This is a genomic window from Paenibacillus sp. JNUCC32, assembly GCF_014863545.1.
Taxonomy (GTDB): Bacteria; Bacillota; Bacilli; order Paenibacillales; family Paenibacillaceae; genus Paenibacillus_AQ; species Paenibacillus_AQ lautus_A.
Map to the genome: position 1 here is coordinate 1,450,204 of NZ_CP062260.1, position 17,906 is coordinate 1,468,109.

The 17,906-nt window shown below is 53.7% G+C and carries 16 protein-coding genes; 11 read left to right on the top strand and 5 right to left on the bottom strand.

The genetic code is table 11. The features are described 5' to 3' along the window. Window positions 1-13 precede the first annotated feature (13 nt). Genes JNUCC32_RS06715 through JNUCC32_RS06730 form a run of 4 tightly spaced genes read left to right on the top strand, consistent with a single transcriptional unit; the run spans window position 14 to window position 6,558 of the window. Window positions 14-1,870, top strand: a complete 1,857-nt coding sequence (locus JNUCC32_RS06715) for a HEAT repeat domain-containing protein (RefSeq protein WP_192571436.1) — start codon at window positions 14-16, stop codon at window positions 1,868-1,870. Between the two features lie 18 nt (window positions 1,871-1,888). Beyond that, on the top strand, window positions 1,889-2,992 hold the full coding sequence (locus JNUCC32_RS06720) for an ATP-binding protein (protein ID WP_009591055.1): 1,104 nt from the start codon (window positions 1,889-1,891) through the stop codon (window positions 2,990-2,992). After that, window positions 2,989-5,343 carry a DUF5682 family protein gene (locus tag JNUCC32_RS06725; RefSeq protein WP_192571437.1) on the top strand — a complete coding sequence of 785 codons (2,355 nt, stop codon included), beginning with the start codon at window positions 2,989-2,991 and terminating at the stop codon, window positions 5,341-5,343. The genes JNUCC32_RS06720 and JNUCC32_RS06725 overlap by 4 nt, the downstream gene beginning before the upstream one ends. 3 nt (window positions 5,344-5,346) lie before the next feature. Next, entirely contained in the window at window positions 5,347-6,558 is a 1,212-nt protein-coding gene (locus tag JNUCC32_RS06730) for a VWA domain-containing protein (RefSeq protein WP_192571438.1), read from the top strand. 120 nt (window positions 6,559-6,678) lie between these two features. Here JNUCC32_RS06730 and JNUCC32_RS06735 read toward each other — a convergent pair whose 3' ends face one another. Continuing rightward, on the bottom strand, window positions 6,679-6,855 hold the full coding sequence (locus JNUCC32_RS06735; RefSeq protein ID WP_176502419.1) for a hypothetical protein: 177 nt from the start codon (window positions 6,853-6,855) through the stop codon (window positions 6,679-6,681). A gap of 238 nt (window positions 6,856-7,093) precedes the next feature. On the opposite strand from JNUCC32_RS06735, the gene pxpB reads away from it, so the two are divergent. The 4 genes from pxpB to JNUCC32_RS06755 all read left to right on the top strand — a co-directional run bounded on the left by pxpB (window position 7,094) and on the right by JNUCC32_RS06755 (window position 10,290). Continuing rightward, the gene (gene pxpB, locus JNUCC32_RS06740) at window positions 7,094-7,813 is read left to right on the top strand and encodes a 5-oxoprolinase subunit PxpB (protein ID WP_192571439.1); all 720 of its coding nucleotides are present in this window, start codon (window positions 7,094-7,096) and stop codon (window positions 7,811-7,813) included. Next, window positions 7,810-8,817: a 5-oxoprolinase subunit C family protein gene (locus JNUCC32_RS06745; RefSeq protein WP_192571440.1), complete on the top strand. Its 1,008-nt coding sequence runs from the start codon at window positions 7,810-7,812 to the stop codon at window positions 8,815-8,817. Before pxpB ends, JNUCC32_RS06745 begins: the two co-directional genes overlap by 4 nt. A 7-nt stretch (window positions 8,818-8,824) precedes the next feature. Beyond that, a complete protein-coding gene (locus tag JNUCC32_RS06750; RefSeq protein ID WP_192571441.1) occupies window positions 8,825-9,586 on the top strand; it encodes a LamB/YcsF family protein in 762 nt (253 codons plus the stop codon). Between the two features lie 65 nt (window positions 9,587-9,651). Beyond that, entirely contained in the window at window positions 9,652-10,290 is a 639-nt protein-coding gene (locus tag JNUCC32_RS06755; protein ID WP_192571442.1) for a pyroglutamyl-peptidase I, read from the top strand. A gap of 169 nt (window positions 10,291-10,459) precedes the next feature. Here JNUCC32_RS06755 and JNUCC32_RS06760 read toward each other — a convergent pair whose 3' ends face one another. The 3 genes from JNUCC32_RS06760 to JNUCC32_RS06770 all read right to left on the bottom strand — a co-directional run bounded on the left by JNUCC32_RS06760 (window position 10,460) and on the right by JNUCC32_RS06770 (window position 14,343). Beyond that, a complete protein-coding gene (locus JNUCC32_RS06760) occupies window positions 10,460-10,861 on the bottom strand; it encodes an immunity 7 family protein (RefSeq protein WP_096774279.1) in 402 nt (133 codons plus the stop codon). A gap of 19 nt (window positions 10,862-10,880) precedes the next feature. Beyond that, window positions 10,881-12,962, bottom strand: a complete 2,082-nt coding sequence (locus tag JNUCC32_RS06765) for a restriction endonuclease fold toxin (RefSeq protein WP_192571443.1) — start codon at window positions 12,960-12,962, stop codon at window positions 10,881-10,883. A 247-nt stretch (window positions 12,963-13,209) separates the two neighbouring features. Beyond that, window positions 13,210-14,343 carry a phosphodiester glycosidase family protein gene (locus tag JNUCC32_RS06770; RefSeq protein ID WP_192571444.1) on the bottom strand — a complete coding sequence of 378 codons (1,134 nt, stop codon included), beginning with the start codon at window positions 14,341-14,343 and terminating at the stop codon, window positions 13,210-13,212. A 232-nt stretch (window positions 14,344-14,575) separates the two neighbouring features. Between JNUCC32_RS06770 and JNUCC32_RS06775 the strand changes: the two genes are divergently transcribed. From JNUCC32_RS06775 to JNUCC32_RS06785, 3 genes are read left to right on the top strand one after another with little or no spacing between them, the layout of a single operon-like run. Beyond that, the gene (locus JNUCC32_RS06775; RefSeq protein ID WP_009591066.1) at window positions 14,576-14,944 is read left to right on the top strand and encodes a GntR family transcriptional regulator; all 369 of its coding nucleotides are present in this window, start codon (window positions 14,576-14,578) and stop codon (window positions 14,942-14,944) included. Further along, window positions 14,944-15,834, top strand: a complete 891-nt coding sequence (locus JNUCC32_RS06780; RefSeq protein WP_096774276.1) for an ABC transporter ATP-binding protein — start codon at window positions 14,944-14,946, stop codon at window positions 15,832-15,834. The genes JNUCC32_RS06775 and JNUCC32_RS06780 overlap by 1 nt, the downstream gene beginning before the upstream one ends. Then, window positions 15,831-16,514 carry a hypothetical protein gene (locus JNUCC32_RS06785; protein WP_096774275.1) on the top strand — a complete coding sequence of 228 codons (684 nt, stop codon included), beginning with the start codon at window positions 15,831-15,833 and terminating at the stop codon, window positions 16,512-16,514. The genes JNUCC32_RS06780 and JNUCC32_RS06785 overlap by 4 nt, the downstream gene beginning before the upstream one ends. 17 nt (window positions 16,515-16,531) lie before the next feature. Here the strand turns inward: JNUCC32_RS06785 and JNUCC32_RS06790 are convergent, their stop codons facing one another. Beyond that, window positions 16,532-17,857: a voltage-gated chloride channel family protein gene (locus tag JNUCC32_RS06790; protein ID WP_192571445.1), complete on the bottom strand. Its 1,326-nt coding sequence runs from the start codon at window positions 17,855-17,857 to the stop codon at window positions 16,532-16,534. Between the last annotated feature and the right edge of the window lie 49 nt (window positions 17,858-17,906).

A 17,906-nucleotide genomic window follows, 5' to 3' on the forward strand; every position in this document is an offset into this window, starting at 1 on the left:
GAGGAAAGCGAACATGAGTACGGCATTACTGCAGGAGCTTAACCAAGAGGTTAGGCGTTTATATATCGCCGGCAGCGAGCTCGCGGCAGGCGATTTCCGCCTGAAGCGGCTGCTGCCGCAGTTTCAACAACTGGGAGAACGCGCTCCCGTGTTCAAACGATTGGGCGAAGGAATCCTTGCCTTGATCGAGCCGGATTCCGGGAAGGAAAACCAGTCCGCACAGTTGCTTCAGGATTTAAACCAGCTGCTGAGCTCCGTGCTGCATACGCAAGGAACGACAGCACCCGAGGGAGAACTGTTTCAGGCAGACCATCATCCGGTTTCGCTGTCATCCCATTTATCCTACCGCAAGCTTTCAGCAGTACAGACCGCCCTGACCACGACGGGCAGCGGCCGTTACGAGATCATAGAAGAAGCGTGGAAGGAAGGGGTGTTCCAAGATTTCCGTCTGGTATACCTTGCAATCGAAGCGTTGAATGACCCCTACGTCGAGATTGGCGAGCTCGCGGCCAATGAGATACTGCCGGCGTACGGCCCGGAAATCGTTCCGTTTCTGATGGAAAGCTTTAATCCGGCGGGCGGAAAGCCGGAATCACGCAAGCTGAAGGTGATGGCGGCAGCAGGCGGGAAGGAAGCGCTGGAGCTGATCCGCCAAGCAGCCGAGATCGGCAGCGACGAGGTGCGGTGCATGGCGATCAAATTGCTTGCGCCGTACGAAGAGTTTGAAGCGGATCTGATGGAATGGAGCAGGAGCAAGAAGAAGGTCATCCGCGAGGCGGCCTACGGCGCGCTGGCCGAGAACGGTTCCGATCAAGCCGTGGGGCGGTTGTATGAAGCCGCTCAAGGAAAAGACAAAGAGCTGGTGAATCCTGCCTTAGGCAGATGCCGTTCCGCCCTGTTGACGGATTGGCTTGTACGAGACTTGTCGGCGGAGCTTCAATCGGTTTCCGAATCCCTGGGCGACAAGCAAAAGCTGGAGGAAAGCTGGATCAAGGTGAAACGCTGTTTGTGGGCCCTGCACGACAAACAAAATCCGGAGCTCGAGGAGCTGTACCGGAACGTGCTTCAGCAGTATGCCTTATACATCAAGTCTCTGGGATGGACCTATCTGATGAATGAAGCGGTCATCTACATGAATCGCGTGGATTCCGGGGAAGCCAGGGAACTGATGCGCCAAAATGCGGAGAATGATATAGAGCAATATAGACACAGCGGCTCTTATGTCCGCGAGGTATTCCAAAAAGCAACGCGCGTGCTGCCGCCTGAACGCGTATATGAACAATACAAGGACGTTCTGTTGCAAGGCTTCGCCTCGTCGCCGCTCAGCAACGCGGCCAAAGAGCGGAAAAAGCTTTTGGATACCCTATCTGATCTGGTAATCCGCAGGCAGTATAAGCCTTATGAGGAAGTAATGCCGTTTGCGGGCAAGGAGAGCTACACGTATTACGTGGAGATGCTCCCGCAAGAGCAGCTGCTGGCGTGCTGGGATGACAGATGGCTGGAGTTGTTGATCGAGCAGGATGAGCTGGCGCTGGTCAGCGCGTTCGCCCGCCGGGGACATCGGAAAGCCGAATCGTATTTGCTGGCAAAGCTGCAGAATTCGCCGGAATTCCGCAACCGGTTTGCCAATCTGATTATTATGGGTCTTGTTCGTACCGGCATAAAGGATGAAGAGCTGTTTGAAGCTGTTGTGGCCGCTCTTGAGGATAAGCGCAATCAGGACTGCTACATGATCGAGCCTTTTACATTCTCGCAGCTGTGCCGGTTGCCTGCAGATTATCATGACCGCGTTCATGCGGTCCTGGGCAACTACAAGGACAACGCCGAGGATCAGCTTCGATATATCCTTCGCAAGATGAAAGAACAATAAATATTAAGGAGTGGAACCATGGGAGCAGGTCAAGAGCAATTGGAAGATATCATGCGTCAGCCCGCGGAAATACTGTTTCGTCATGAGCTGGAAGCGCTGCGCAAGGAGGATACCGGGAAAATTCCTGCCGGATGGCAGATGTCCCCTCAATCCGTACTCAAATTCATCGTTGGCGGCAAGGCCGGCAAGACGGAAATCACGCCTAAATATATCGGAAACCAACGACTGATCGAGATGGCGGTCGCTACCCTGGTAACCGACCGCGCCCTGTTATTGATCGGGGAACCGGGCACGGCCAAATCCTGGCTGTCCGAAAATCTGGCGGCAGCAATCTATGGAAATTCCGGATTGGTCGTACAGGGCACGGCTGGAACAAGCGAAGAACACGTGCGGTATTCCTGGAACTACGCCATGCTGCTTGCCCAAGGCCCTACCCCCGAAGCGCTGGTGCAGAGCCCGATCATGCGGGCGATGGAAGCGGGCGGGATCGCCCGGTTCGAAGAGATTTCCCGCTGCGCCTCGGAGGTACAGGATGCCCTCATCTCCATTTTGTCCGAAAAGACGATATCGGTGCCTGAACTCGGAAAAGAAATGAATGCCCGAAAAGGCTTCTCGATTATCGCTACAGCGAATACGAGAGACCGCGGGGTCAATGAGATGTCGACCGCGCTGAAGCGCCGTTTCAACATCATCGTGCTTCCGGCTCCTGCGGATCTGGAAACCGAAATCGAAATCGTGAAGAAACGGGTGTCGGAGATTGCTTCCTCTTACGATCTTCAGGCTGCTGCTCCTGCAGATGAAGCACTGCTTAAGGTAGTTACCATCTTTCGCGAGCTGCGCAGCGGCATGACCCTGGATAAAAAGGAAAAAGTGAAGTCTCCTGCCGGGGTAATCTCGACGGCTGAAGCGATTTCGCTCCTGACCAACAGCATGGCGCTGGCAGCCAGCTTTGGCAGCGGGGAGCTCACCGACGAGGATTTGGCAGCAGGACTTCAAGGCGCGATCGTGAAGGATGATGATAAGGACCGGCTCGTGTGGAAGGAATATCTCGACAACGTGATGAAAAAGCGCGGTGCCGAGTGGCGGGGCTTATATCAAGCATGTAAGGAGATAAACAAGTGAATGCCGCCGGCATCCATGTTTTTGGCGTTCGGCATTTGTCACCCGCCGGTGCGAAGCATTTAGTAGATTTTCTGGATGAGATTGATCCCACCGCCGTCCTCATTGAAGGACCGTCTGACGCTAGCGGGGAAATCCGGCATCTGGCCCTTGCCACGACAAAGCCGCCGGTTGCCATATTGGCATTTACCGAAGAAGTGCCGGTACAAACCGTACTTTGGCCTTTTGCGGTATATTCTCCGGAATATCAGGCGATGAAATGGGCGCAGAAGCATGGAGCCTACGCCGCATTTATCGATCTGCCGTCGTCCTCTGCCGTATGCCTTCAGGAGCTCCGCCGCAGCCCGGTAGGCGGTTCTGGCGGGGAAGAGTCCGAAGCCGGGAAGCCGGAAAGCGTTTCAGGTGCAGCAGAGCCGTCGGATGATAGCCTGCCGGCCGGAAAATCCGTATATGAGCGGATAGCCGAGCTTGCTGGCGAATACGATTACGATATGTACTGGGAGCGGAGTTATGAACATAATTTAAACGCGGGGTCTTACCGGCAATCCATAACGGCTTTTTCCGGGCATATGCGAGAGCTTTCGGAGGAGAGAGAACGGCTTGAGGATACAGTGGAGTACGCCTACAATGCCGTTCGGGAGTCTTACATGCGCCGTCAGATTGTTGAAGCGATTGCGGCGGGGCATGAGCCCGAACGCATTGTAGTCGTCTGCGGGGCATACCATGCCCCTGCCCTTAGCGATTTGTCTAACCCGATGAGCGACGAGGAATTAACTCAGCTGCCTTCCCGGGCAACCAAACTGACCCTGATGCCATACTCTTACTATAAACTGTCGTCTATTTCCGGCTATGGCGCAGGAAATGCAGCTCCCCATTATTTTGAAATGATGTGGGAACGGATGCTGAAGGGCGCGCTAACGGAATTGCCGCATCAGTATTTATCCTTGGTGGCGGGCTCGATGAGAAAGAAAGGGACCCACCGGTCAACGGCAGAAGTGATCGAAGCCGTCCGGCTGGCGGAGTCGCTCGCCGCGCTCCATGGGGGCGGCATCCCCACCTTGCGGGATTTGCGGGATGCGGCCCAGACGCTGCTTGGGCGCGGTGAGCTTGCCGTCGTGGCAGAGGAGCTTGCCCGAACGGATATCGGCACGGCGATCGGCGAGCTGGCCGAAGGCGTCAGCCAGACGCCGATCCAGGACGACCTGAACCGCCAGCTCAAAAGGTTGAAGCTGGAGAAATATAAATCGGTTGTGGCCAACGATGTAATTCTGGATTTGCGCGAAAACCGGAGGGTTGCTTCGAAAGAATCCGCCTATCTGGATTTGAACCGTTCCTTCTTGTTTCACCGCTTGAAGCTGCTGGGGATTGACTTCGTCAGCGCGAGGCCGAGCGGGCAGGAGCAGGCGGCGTGGGCGGAGCACTGGGTTGTGAAATGGACGCCTGAGGTTGAAATCCAGGTCGTGGAGTCTACGCTGCTGGGAGAGACGGTAGAAGTAGCCGCCGCTTATATGCTCCAACAGAAGCTGGCGGACTGCAGCTCGATTGCCGAAGCCTCTTCGCTTATCCGAATCGCCTATGAGTGCGGGATGATTCACCAGATGGAAGCAGGCAGGCAGACCCTGCAGAAGCTGGCTGTGGACAGCCGTGATGTCGTACAGATCGCGGCCGCTTCCCGGTCGTTATCCGTGATGATCCGTTATGGCGGGGTCCGGCGAATGGATACGGAGCCGTTAGTGCCGCTGCTTCAGCAGCTGTTTATGCGCGCTTGCTTGTTCCTGCTTGATGGCAGCCAGTGCAGCGATGAGGTGTCCGGCTCGATGATCACCGCTATGAATGAGCTGAACAGCGTTGCGATGGAGCATGCCGAGCAGGTAGACGAGGAACTTTGGCTGCAAGAGCTTCGGCATTTGTCGGAAAGGGATGATCTCAATGCCCGTCTGTCGGGGTATGCCTGCGCGGTCTTAATGGAGCGGAACGCGATTTCCGCGCAGCAGTGCGCCGAAGAAGTTTCGCGCAGACTCTCCCCCGGCATTCCGGCCGATTTGGGGGCTGGATGGTTCGAGGGCTTATCGATGCGGAACCGTTATGCCCTGCTATCACGGTTAAGCTTGTGGGAGCAGCTGAATGAATACATCCTGTCCCTGGACGATGAGGAGTTCGCGCGCGCCCTTGTTTTTCTGCGCAGGGCGTTCAGCAGCTTCTCGCCCAAGGAAAAGACGATGATAGCCGAGCTGCTTGGTGAACTTTGGGGCGTGAACGCAGAGCAGGCCGCCGAGATTTTGACCGGTGACTTGAAGGAGGAAGAAGCAAAAATGCTGGACGAATTGAATGATTTTGATTTTGAGGATTTTTAGGCTATGAGCAGTATGCAAGAATCCAACCAAGTATCGCGATGGCGGCTCATTCTGGGCCAGTCGGCAGAGTCTCAGCTCGCGGGCTTCAGCCCCGACGGGAGCATTCAGCTGTCGGAGGAAGAACGCATCATGGACCGCGCGCTTGCTGCAATATACGATAATACGGACGGCGGGACGGATGCAGGCAGCGCGCCCTCGGGACAGCGGGGAGCCGGACAGGGGAAGTCGGCCCCTCGGCTCGCGCAGTGGCTGGGTGACGTCCGCTCCTTTTTTCCGGAAGACGTGGTGTCAATTATCCAGAATGATGCCATGGAACGAAAAGGCTGGAAGCAGCTGCTTTTTGAGCCCGAGGTGCTGGCTACGGTCAAGCCGGATATACAGCTGGTCGGCACGCTGCTGTCCCTGAAGGGGAAAATCCCCGAGAAAACGAAGGAAACGGCACGCCAGCTGGTGAAGGCGGTTGTGGATGAGCTGGTTCAGCGCCTTCACGAGGATATCCGCCGGGCGGTGACCGGGGCCTTGAACCGCAGGCAGCATACGCCGCTCCCTTCGCTCAGCGGGATCGACTGGAAGCGGACGATACAGCGCAATCTGAAAAACTATGATGCGGACCGCAAACAGATCGTGCCGGAGCGTTTTTACTATTTTGACAGAGCCAAACGGAGCAAAGAATGGACCGTCATCGTGGATATCGACCAAAGCGGTTCCATGGCGGAATCCGTGATCTGGGCTTCGGTTGTAGGATCCATATTTGCCAGCATTCCCTCGCTGGACACCCGCGTGGTGGTTTTCGATACGGAAGTCGTTGATCTGACCGAGCAGTGTGCCCATGACCCGGTGGATATGCTGTTCGGGATCCAGCTCGGCGGCGGGACGGATATTCATAAATCGGTCGCTTATTGCGAGCAGTTTATCGAGGAGCCGAAAAAGACGCTGTTCATCATCATTTCAGACCTGTATGAAGGCGGCAATCAGGCCGGACTGATCCGGCGCATGCGCGAATTGCGGGAAGCGGGGGTCAAGACGATGTGTCTTCTCGCTTTATCCGACGAGGGTAAACCCTTCTATGACGAGCAGGTAGCCAAACAGCTGTCCCGGGACGGCACCCCTTGCTTCGCATGCACTCCTGCGCTTCTTCCGCAGCTGGTGGAGGGCGCCCTCAAAGGGCAGGATTTGGCGGAGCTCGCGAAGCGGATTGGCACCAAAGGGATATAAACACTGATCCAGGGCGGGGTGCTTTAAGCCGCAAATCCGGTTCGCTTGTTAGATGACCGACTAAAAAGACCTCACCGTGATCCCGTAAAACGGATCATACGTGAGGTCTTCTGCATGTTATTATGATTGGTTATCGGTGTTTTGACCCGCGTTAGGCTGCTGCTGTTCAAACACCTCGGCTGCTTCTTCGGCAGAGAACTCGGTGTCAAATTCACCTGGAACCGGCATTTTGTTCAATTTCGTAGTCTGGACTTCCGCTTTTGTCGGTTCGTTGCCGTTACGGTTTTGTTCGCTCATAGTGGCACCTCCTTATGCTAGTACGACTTCTGTATTTTGCCAAGGATGCCTAAATTTTATGCAAAAAGGGCAGCAACAGCATCCGGCGGCATGTTCGGCACGAAGCTGACCGTTTCTCATGCTCATCGATGATAATAGAATTTCGTATTCAACGAATGCCTGTTTCTCTGCTATCATAGGGATAATCCTTTCAGGATAGACGGAGATCAGGCAGTACATACAGAACGGAGGATGTACGATGAGCAAGTCCTATACGTTCTACCCCCTTGGGGATTCGGCCGTCCTCATTCAATTTGCGGACTTCGTGAGCGAGAAGGTGCATAGTCAGGTCACAGACATGACGATGCGATTGGAACGGGAGCCATTTATGGGCTGGATCGAATGTATCCCGTCGTTTACGAGCATCGCGGTTTACTACGATTATCATAAGATCGAAAAGCCTGACGGATTCGATACGGTATTTGCATATGTATGCTCGATGCTGGAACAGCGGATGGAGGCGAACACGGCAGCCGAGAACCGGAAGCCTTACGAGGTTGTCGATATTCCGGTTTGTTACGGAGGCGAATTCGGGCCCGATTTGGACGAGGTGGCCCGGAAGAATCATCTGTCGCCCTTGGATGTCGTCAAGATTCATTCTGGGCAGGATTACTTGATCTATGCCATCGGTTTCGCCCCCGGGTTTCCGTATGTAGGAGGAATCCCGGAGCAAATCGCAACCCAGAGGAGAAAGACGCCCAGACTGCGAATACCGGCTGGTTCCGTTGGAATCGCCGGGACGCAAACCGGCATCTATCCGATTGAAACGCCGGGCGGCTGGCAGATTATCGGCCGGACGCCGCTCGCATTGTTTCGTCCCGGCGCCGAGCCGCCAACGCTGTTGAAAAGCGGGCAGTATATTCGGTTCCGGCCCATTCAAGCCGAGGAATACGAGCGGTTAAGGGAAGTGAGACTATGAGCATGACCGTCATCAAGCCGGGTCTGCTGGCGACTCTTCAGGATTCAGGGAGACGGGGTTACGGCAGGTACGGTATCATTACGGCTGGAGCCATGGACGACTATGCCTATCGGCTTGCCAACCGACTTGTCGGCAATGAGGGCGAACACGCCGTTCTGGAGATCACATGGTCAGGATTGGCCGTTGAATTTCACGACAATTGTTGGATTGCCCTTACAGGCGGGGATTTATCGCCGCTAATCGATGGCGTAAAGGTGCCCATGTGGCGCCCGGTGCTGGTCAAAGCGGGGCGTGTGCTGAGCTTTCAACAGCCGGCAGCGGGGTGCCGCGCTTATATGTCCGTATCCGGCGGATTTGATGTCCCGCCGGTCATGGGCAGCCTCAGCACGTATTTAAGGGCAGGTATCGGCGGATATGAGGGAAGAGCGCTCAAGCAAGGGGATACGCTGCATGCCCATCCTTCCCGGCTTCCGGTGGATTCGTCTGAACGAAACCTTCATGTTGATGATTCCGGCGGCTTTCTCACCGCGAAATGGTCCGTTTCTGCTTCAGGGTATGACTTCACCGGGCAAGATGCGGTGGTGCGCGTGCTGAACGGACGTCAATTCGATGATTTTGACGACGACAGCCAGCAAGCGTTGTTCCGGGATCGGTTCACCGTTACTCCGCAATCGGATCGTATGGGCTACCGATTGTCCGGTCCGCCGCTGACATTAAGGCAAGCAAAGGAATACATATCCGAGCCGGTTGCTTTGGGAACGGTACAGGTTCCCTCCGATGGCCAGCTGATTATTCTGATGGCGGATCGGCAGACGCTTGGCGGCTATCCCAAAATCGCGCAGGTGGCTTCGGTCGATATTCCGCTGATCGCCCAGCTGCCGCCAGGCGCCAGCATCCGTTTTGCGGAAATTTCCTTGGCGGAAGCGGAACGGCTATACGCGGCCCGCGCCCGGGAGCTTCGAATGATGGAAGTGATGATCAAGCATAAATTAAAGGAGTGGTGATTTCGCCATGGTTCGAGTGGACCTGAACTGCGATATGGGAGAGAGCTACGGAGCTTACAAGCTGGGCAACGATAAGGAGCTGCTTCGAAGCATCACCTCGGCTAACATCGCTTGCGGATTCCATGCAGGCGATCCGGCCGTCATGCGGGCAACGGTGCGTCAGGCGGTCGAGAGCGGCGCCGCCATCGGCGCGCATCCGGGCTTGCCCGATTTGGCCGGTTTCGGAAGAAGAAGGATGGACATTACGCCCGTTGAGGCTTATGACATGGTCACCTATCAGGTGGGGGCCTTGATGGCTTTTGCGATACAGGAAGGAGCCGGGCTTCAGCATGTAAAGCCGCATGGAGCCCTTTATAATATGGCAGCAGCCTCCAGGCCCCTGGCAGACGCGATTGCCTCCGCCATCAAACAAATCGATCCGACCCTCATTCTGTTTGGATTGGCGGGCAGCGAGCTGATCGCGGCAGGGGAAGCAGCAGGGCTTCGAACAGCCAGTGAAGTGTTTGCGGACCGCACGTACCAGGACGACGGCTCCCTCACGCCGAGGAATCGGCCGGATGCCGTCATCACCGATCCCGAAGCTTCCGTCGCGCAGGTGGTGAGGATGGTTAAGGAAAACGTGGTGGTATCCTTGACCGGCAAGCTGATCCCGATAACAGCGGACACCGTTTGCATACATGGAGACGGTGCGCACACATCGCTATTCGCCACCACCTTGCGATCCCGGCTTGAAGCCGAGGGCGTCAACGTACAAGCGATCCAATCGTAATGATCAGTTAAATATTTACGAATGACCCAGGCTTGCTTACATAACGAGTACAGGAGATATGCCATATGTTAAAAATATTAATTTCAGGCTTTGAGCCCTTTGGCGGGAGTTCCGTCAATCCTACGGAGAGACTGGTTGAGGAGATCCGGCAAGAGGTCTTTCCTGGGGCCGAGATCCGGACGCTGCTTCTTCCCGTGCATTACGACGAATGCGCGGACATTCTGCTGCAGGAGATGAAGGCATGCGAACCCGATGCGGTCATCGCTTGCGGTGTGGCGGGGGGGCGGACCGCCATTACGCCGGAACGGATCGCGATTAACATCAAGGACATACCGCCGGATTCGACGATGACGGATAACCGAGGTGCACGGCCCCAAGACGAGCCTATAGACGTTGACGGACCGGACGGATTATTCTCATCCCTTCCGATCCGTTTGATGGTCGACCGGCTGAAGGAAGCAGGGATACCGGCGGCGGTATCCAATACAGCCGGAACGTATATTTGCAACAATACGATGTATGCGATTCTGAATGAAATCTGGCGCGAGCAACGGTCTGCTATTGCCGGCTTCGTGCATTTTCCGGCTTCGACGGAGATGGCCGTGGAGAAGCCGTCCCTGCCGACCCTATCGCATGAAACGATGCTGAAGGGCCTGCGGATCATCGTTCAAGCAACGATCGATGAATTGAATGGACGTGCTTAAGGGCTTTTTAAAAGCTCGTTCGACAAGTGTTACATCGAACCAGGCCATATTCAGATAAACCAGAAATCCCGCACCCCGTCTTCCATGGAAACATGGCATGAAGGGATGCGGGATTTTTTAAGACAACGAAACGCATAGATTCGAAGCAAGGACCCTGCGGATATCGTCGTTAGTCGACTTGATCTTCGATAACCGGCACGCAAGGAGAGAGGAACGCGTCGCGCTGCTCCTGTAATTGTCCGCGTGCCAGCACTTGAACACGGAACTCGTTATCGTAGCCTTCCAAGTTCTCATCGTCCCGGGTGTACAGCAAACCGTATGAACCGGGAGCGATTTCGCCAATCAATTGGTACAACGCTACAATCTCGGCAGCTTCGGCTCCCTTGCGGTTGGTAAACCCGCCGACATGAAGATAATATGAGCCGTTGGCCGCATTTAAGGATAACAAGCCGCTGCCCCATGCGAATTCGGTAATTTTAAGCTGTATTTTCTGAATGATCATATCGAGCTGCCCGGCATCCGCTTCCGCAGGACTCTCTTGAATGGTAGCCCAGCCGTGAAATTCGTACATGAAAGCTCACTCCTCGTCGTTATAGTGGATCGGTATCGATGTGGACTTCTATTCCATATCTTTGGCTGTATTCATGCAGTTTGTCAATAACCGATTGGGCAGGCTCCCCTTCAAAATGATAATAGACCTTTCTGCCGGTTTGCTCGGCAGCTTCGAAGGTCGCTTTCATTTGATCGCGCACCTTTTTGTTCACCTGCTGGAGAGCAGGCTTGGTCTGGGCGATGTATTCATCGCTAATCGCGTCGAATTCCCGGCCGATGGGATCGGAATCAAACTTCATCCTTGATTCTCCGCCAAGCCGCTCCGCCAGCGCATCGGCGGCCGCGTCCGGCTTGTTGACCTTCTGCAGCTCCCCGGAATATCTCGGTGCCTCTTGGGGGGTGTCGTTTGATTCGTCCGGCTTTTCGTTATCGGGTTTGTCACTCGGCTTATCTTCATCGGGCTTTTCGTTATCCGGTTTATCTTGATTCGGTTTGTCTTCGTCCGGCTTATTATGCTCATGGTCATCGTCATGCTTCCGTGGATTCTCTCGCGGTTGTTCATGGGGCCCATCCGGCTTTTCGCGCGTCTTCGAGCCGAATTTATCGGTGAGCGAATCCAACCATCTTCTTGCCCGTGGGCCCAGTTTATTGGACAGCCACGAGAGGCCTTTGCCGACCGGGATCCGGCTGAGGATCACGGCTAACACGGCAGCGGCCGCATTTTGAGGTGAAAGCAGTTTCTTCGGATCGCGGATGTATCCAGCGATTTCGTGTCCCCCTGCGGCAATGCCGGCACCTGTCATGGCAATGCCGAGTGCTGGCCAGAAGCTGACAAACAGCAGGGACAGGGCAAAGGCACCCAATATGATTCCCACTTGTTCCCAGCCGCTAAGTCGATCCCACCAATTCTGGAGGGAGTCGAACAGGCACGCAAAGCAGGAGGCGTCCGCTGCCGTCATGAAGTCGCCAACGCTGGCTAGGATCCCGGCAGCTAGCATGAGGATTCCGATGGCTCCCAGAACGGCAGAATACTTTCTTACATTGTCCTGGACCTGATCCCTTTGGCCCGCGGCTTCGAGATTGCCGTACAGCAGCGAGTATCCGAGCTCGCGCCGCTCACGGTAGAAACCGATCAAGTAGCCCAGGCGTTTCCGGTCCGTAAACAAAGCCCGCGTCATCTGCCAAAGCTCCGTTAACGGATTGATGAGGGCTTCCCCCTTAAGCACAGGCAGTCGGTCGCGTATTCGATGCAGGTCCCAGTAGTCGATGAACAAGCCGAGAACAAGCAGGGTCAGGAAGAATCCTTCGGTTCGGTAGCCCTCCCCGGTCCACTCATGAAGGGCAAGTATCCAATCCGGCAGCCGATTCTGGCCATTCCAGGCCGCGTGATTCAGGATAGCCCAGAGCAGCAGGATCGCCGGAAAAGCGTAGGCCCAGCGTGTGAGGCGTTTGGAGAAACGAAAAGCGAGGCCGATGCCGAGCGCGATCATGGCACTATGTACAGGATGCGTAACATTCATCATGGTAGGAATAAAGCTTTCCTCGAAGTAGCCGGGAAACCAATCGAAGAACTCCCAATGCAGCGTTTTGCCGCCAAGAAAAGAAACTCCGTAATTGCTTTGGACCAGCCGTCTAGACAGCTCCTCCATAAATTGAAAGCCAATGCCGGGAGCAGCGCCCAATAATACGTAATCGCCGAGGCTCAATGAAGTGGCTCTTCTTGAAAAAAACAAATATACTGCCAGCGGCAGCAGCTTGTAAATTTCCTCGATGATGGGGGTCATGACGGCAAATGACCATGTGTCGGTCGTCCGTCCTCCGAATATCATATGCAGACCCTGCATGGTCCCGTTGGTCAAGGGAATGACCAAGAGAACGCCCGAGAGAACAAATAAGCTGACCTGCTTCCAGGCGACCGTTTTGCTCCGGCTTAACAGCCAAAATTGAAACAGCACGTAGAAGGACCATAAATATTGAACAAGCATGGTACGCGATTCTTCGATCAGAACCAGACTTACAACGAGCACCGCCAAGGAAATCCAGGAAAATAAGTGATATATCTTGGAAAGGATAGGATATTTTCCGATCCATTCCCTCAAGACCCCGTATATCCGTTCCATGGTGTCCCTGACTCTCGTCCGAATAACCGCTATTGACGATGTAATGGAATTCACCCCCCGCTGAATCAACCACAAACTATCCCATGGCTCCCGATAGACAGTTTGCTATATATTTACACAAATGGTCCTCATAGTGAAACATTTCTTTGATCAGCATATGCGGTTCGAGACGGAGGTAGTGCTGCTCATAAAATAAAACACCTCTGGCGGCCGGCGGAAGATCCGGTTAACCAGAGGAGAGGGTTCATTATTTATATTTTACGACGATGGCATTGCTGATCTGACGGCCTGGCGTCGTTAAGTAAGAGCCGTTATAATACAATCCGCTGGAGGCCCCGCCATCTAGATTCATCGCTTGGTAGGCACCTGCCTGCTTCATGATTTCCGCCAGTTGGGGAATGGTAGCGCCGCCTGTCGTCAACAAAATCAGCTTGTGGTCCTTCGTGATGCCGAGCGCGCTTCGCGCACCGCCGCCCGTCAGTATCTTCGGATCCTTGAATCCTTCCTTCTTGACGTCCAGCGTCACCTTGCCATTGGTCAACAGACGCGGACCCGCTTGAAGTGCTCCTTCCATACGGCCTGTTTCATATACGGATTTGAAGTCGAGTCCCGGCATCATCGTCGCCAGATTGTTGCTGTCATAGGTGAAGATCGTCCGGTTATCTCCCGAGGCCTTGTGAAAAATATTGCCTTTGCTGACCAAATAACCGTACGGTGCTTTGTACGCTCCCGAAGTATAGGCGTCAAAGAACGTCCCGTTGATGGCAACCACGGCATTGCTGCGCTTCGCTATGCTCCGCAAGTCTTCGACTTTGCCTGCTTTATTGCCTGCCAAAACAACGTCCAGCTCCACCTTCGGATGGAGCAGCGAAACGGTGACGACCTGGGCGCTGAAGGAACGCGCTCCTACTTTAAATGTTTTTCTGGCCGACGTCACGGCCTTGGATGAACCGGTCATCATGTTCCCCGAAAGAACGGGGAGGGTGTTTGACACGCTGCCGTCCGTAATGTTCAGGGTGGATCTGTTATTGCTCCAGGACAGCTTAAGGCCAAGATGCTGGCTGACAAATTGCAGCGGTACATATGTGGTGCCGTTCTCGGAGAACGGGGCTGCTTTTGCCTGCACCTTTTTGCCGTTTACATAAGCATTTCGGCTGCCCAGGTACAGCGTGAGGGCTGTATCGTCTCGTGTGATGTTGAGTTTCTTCTCTGCAGCTGTATAAGCTACCTTTACACCGTCATAGGTCTTGAGTACCCCGACCGAGATGAAAGATTGGCTGTTCTTGTCCACGTAGGCCAAATTTTTGGGGGCGGATGCGGCATAAAGCGGCGTGATGACCGTCAGCATGGCCAGTACAACGATTGCAATGATTCTTTTCATGTTTCCTCTCAAGCTCCTTTGTCTCTATATCTGTATTGGACGTAGTATTAGTGCCTATATTTTATCGGCTTGCAGGGACTATTTGTTTAGGACAAAAGTCCATGTTCATGGCACGGCGTTGTAAAAAAATTCCGATCACCCATTGACAAAGAAGCTCATCTCTTATATGGTTAATTACATGAGTAACTAACCAATTATGTAACGAGGTTATAAACGAAAGTTGGTGAGGTAAATGGCATTTCAGATTGATGACAGCAGACCGATATTCATGCAAATTGCCGACAAAATTGAAGACGACATCATCGAAGCACGACTGCCTGAGGAAACGCAGGTTCCATCAACGAATCAGTTTGCAGCCTTTTACCAGATCAATCCGGCTACAGCTGCCAAAGGGGTTAATCTGCTGGTCGATCAAGGAATTTTGTACAAGAAACGGGGGATTGGCATGTTTGTAGCTTCTGGAGCTCGTGAACTGCTGATGGAGAAGCGCAAGACGGAGTTTTATGAACAGTATGTGGTCGCCATGGTTAAGGAAGCGGCCAAACTTGGCATTACCAAAGATCAATTGTCGGAAATGATTCGCAGAGGGGAGCAAGACTGATGAGCCAAACCGTGATCGAAGTTAAGAATTTGAGCAAGGCATACAAGGATGCGACGGCTGTCGATAATGTAAGCTTTACCATCGAGGCGAATAAGATCTATGGATTGTTGGGCAGGAACGGCGCGGGCAAAACGACCATCATGCAGATGATAACGGCGCAGCTGTTCCCGAGCCAAGGGGAGATTCGCGTATTCGGAGAACATCCATACGAAAATCATAAGGTGATCCGGCAGGTATGCTTCATTAAGGAAGGCCAGAAATATCCGGATATCTTTACGGTCAAGGACGTTATGGGAATTGCCGCCAACGTTTATCCGAATTGGGATGCGGCATATGCGAATAAACTGATCGAGGTTTTCCGGCTGCCTATGAAACGACTCGTAAAGAGATTGTCCCGCGGCATGCTCTCATCGGTAGGCATCATCGTCGGACTCGCCAGCCGCGCGCCCATAACGATCTTTGATGAACCTTATCTTGGACTGGACGCCGTGGCCAGGGAGCTGTTCTATGATCATCTGATCGAGGATTACACGAATCATCCGCGCACGATTATTCTGTCCACGCATTTGATTGATGAGGTCAGCAGATTGCTGGAGCATATTATCGTCATTGATTCCGGCCGAATCTTACTTGATGATACTACGGATGACTTGCGGGGGCGTGCGTTTAAGATCGTCGGTCCTTCCGGAACGGTTGAATCGTTTATTCAAGGGCACGAAGTGATACATCGGGAATCGTTCGCTTCCATGTTGTCCGTCACGGTGATGGGAAGCGCGACAACGAGGCTGCAAAAAGAGGCGGAGGAATTGGGCTTGGAAACAACCCCCGTTTCCCTTCAACAATTGATCGTATATTTAACTAAGCGCGAAAAGGTGGGGGTCCAACCATGAACGGAATTCCTGGCGTAATCCATATTTATTCGAGACAGAAACTATCCTGGTTTTACTTGCCCTGGGCCATCACGGCATTCAGCTTTCTGGTCAATTACATTATTAGCGTAATGGTTAATGGTGAAGCGATCTATGCCGGGGGTTTGGCAACGATCTTTATCTATGTGTTTATCGCGGCTCTGGTATCGGTGCTCCAGCTGTTTCCCTTCTCCCTCGGATTCAGCATTCGAAGAACGGACTTCTATCTGGGCTCTGTTCTGATGGTGGTATCGTACAGCGTCTTAACGTCGATTATATTATTGGCATTAGCCGAAATAGAAAGCTTAACGAGCTCTTGGGGAGAACGGTTATCGTTCTTCAAACTGCCGTATTTGAATGACGGCACGTTATTCGAACAATTCATCATTTATTTCATTTTGCTGCTTACCTTTGCCTTTATCGGGATAGGAATCGGCGTGTTCTATCTTCGTCATCGCGGCATCAAGACCTTTGTTATGTTCGCGGCCTATTTCATTCTATTGTCGGGGGCCAGCGTTCTGGTCACCCACTACGGCTGGTGGGGGCAAGTGATTGACTGGGTTGTCAGATACACTGCCTTTGAATTGTCCCTGTGGCTCATTCCCATCTCGGTTATCCTCGCACTCTCCAGCTACCGCTCGATTCGTAAAAGCTCGGTGTAAAGGCAAAAGACGTCCGATTACTCGGACGTCTTTTTGTTGTCTTTGTGTTTGTTAAACGCCTTCGATCCGGCAAGGGTCGTGCCCGGCGGGTACGAAAGCTGCGGGTGTTTGGAAGTGCCTATAAGTTGCGATGTGTATATGCCGGAGTGACCGGAAAAGAGGTAGCTGATGACGCAGGCCATAAACATATACACCGCGCCTTCACCGCCGAACAGCTCGATTCCCATAATAAAGCAAGCAATCGGGGTGTTTGTCGCTCCGCAAAATACCGCGATGAAACCTAAAGCAGCCAAGAAAGGGGCATGCAATCCGATCCACTCCGACAATGCGCTGCCCAGCGTTGCCCCGATAGCAAATAACGGGGTGACTTCGCCTCCCTGGAACCCTGCTCCGAGCGTCAGCGAGGTAAAGATAATTTTGCCTAGAAAAGCAAAAGGCGAAACTTCGCCAGCGAAGGCCGCTTCAATCAGCGGGATGCCCAGCCCCAGATAATCGCGGGTTCCGAGCAGGTAGACCAGCCCAATGATGATGACGCCTCCTGCAGCGCTTTTGACCATCGGATTGTGAAAAACATAACCGTACCACCGCTTGAGCGAATGGGTTAGCTCACTGAACAGCCGGCTTGTCAGACCGAATAGCAATGAGGCGAAGACGACCTTCATGATCACCATAAAACCCAATGCCGGAATATCTCCGATCGGATAATGCAGATGGCTGACGCCCCATAAAGAGGTAGCGGTCAGGTTTCCGACCATACTGGCAGCGAATGCAGGCAGGAGAGCCTGATGCGAGACCAGCCCGATGGCAAGGACTTCAAGCCCGAACAGCGTGCCGGCCAGCGGCGTGCCGAAGATCGATCCGAAACCGCCGCTGATTCCGCAGATCAACAGTATTTTTCGATCCGCCGGCGTTACGCGGATAAGTTTGCCGAGCCACTCCGACAAGCTGCCCCCCATCTGAACGGCGGTGCCTTCACGACCTGCCGACCCCCCGAATAGATGGGTGATTAAAGTACCGATCAGCACCAACGGCGCCATTCGCGATGGAATGCTTTCGGTTCCGCCATGAATTTGTTCCAAAATAAGATTATTTCCCTTGGCACTGCTCTTGCCGAACTTATAATAAAGGAAGCTGACTGCGGCACCTCCCAAGGGAAGAAGGTATAACAGCCATGGATTTCCCAAGCGAAGGGAGGTTACGTAGTCCAGACTGTAGAGAAAGAAGGCGGAGGCACTGCCCGTCATCAATCCCACGAGGCTTCCCAGAACGACCCATTTGATGAAGTAACCGGATAACAAGGCTAATGACCGTTTCCCGGCGCTTTCAATCCATTTTTTCTTCATGCAAGCTCACCCGTTTCTATAGATTCGCCGCTAACCCCCCTATACACAA

Coding starts and splice junctions, on each gene's coding strand:
- JNUCC32_RS06780 (WP_096774276.1), top strand. CDS start 14,944: ATGAGCCAAACCGTGATCGAAGTTAAGAATTTGAGCAAGGCATACAAG.
- JNUCC32_RS06770 (WP_192571444.1), bottom strand. CDS start 14,343: ATGAAAAGAATCATTGCAATCGTTGTACTGGCCATGCTGACGGTCATC.
- pxpB (WP_192571439.1), top strand. CDS start 7,094: ATGAGCAAGTCCTATACGTTCTACCCCCTTGGGGATTCGGCCGTCCTC.
- JNUCC32_RS06760 (WP_096774279.1), bottom strand. CDS start 10,861: ATGTACGAATTTCACGGCTGGGCTACCATTCAAGAGAGTCCTGCGGAA.
- JNUCC32_RS06775 (WP_009591066.1), top strand. CDS start 14,576: ATGGCATTTCAGATTGATGACAGCAGACCGATATTCATGCAAATTGCC.
- JNUCC32_RS06755 (WP_192571442.1), top strand. CDS start 9,652: ATGTTAAAAATATTAATTTCAGGCTTTGAGCCCTTTGGCGGGAGTTCC.
- JNUCC32_RS06790 (WP_192571445.1), bottom strand. CDS start 17,857: ATGAAGAAAAAATGGATTGAAAGCGCCGGGAAACGGTCATTAGCCTTG.
- JNUCC32_RS06730 (WP_192571438.1), top strand. CDS start 5,347: ATGAGCAGTATGCAAGAATCCAACCAAGTATCGCGATGGCGGCTCATT.
- JNUCC32_RS06750 (WP_192571441.1), top strand. CDS start 8,825: ATGGTTCGAGTGGACCTGAACTGCGATATGGGAGAGAGCTACGGAGCT.
- JNUCC32_RS06720 (WP_009591055.1), top strand. CDS start 1,889: ATGGGAGCAGGTCAAGAGCAATTGGAAGATATCATGCGTCAGCCCGCG.
- JNUCC32_RS06715 (WP_192571436.1), top strand. CDS start 14: ATGAGTACGGCATTACTGCAGGAGCTTAACCAAGAGGTTAGGCGTTTA.
- JNUCC32_RS06765 (WP_192571443.1), bottom strand. CDS start 12,962: ATGGAACGGATATACGGGGTCTTGAGGGAATGGATCGGAAAATATCCT.
- JNUCC32_RS06735 (WP_176502419.1), bottom strand. CDS start 6,855: ATGAGCGAACAAAACCGTAACGGCAACGAACCGACAAAAGCGGAAGTC.
- JNUCC32_RS06745 (WP_192571440.1), top strand. CDS start 7,810: ATGAGCATGACCGTCATCAAGCCGGGTCTGCTGGCGACTCTTCAGGAT.
- JNUCC32_RS06785 (WP_096774275.1), top strand. CDS start 15,831: ATGAACGGAATTCCTGGCGTAATCCATATTTATTCGAGACAGAAACTA.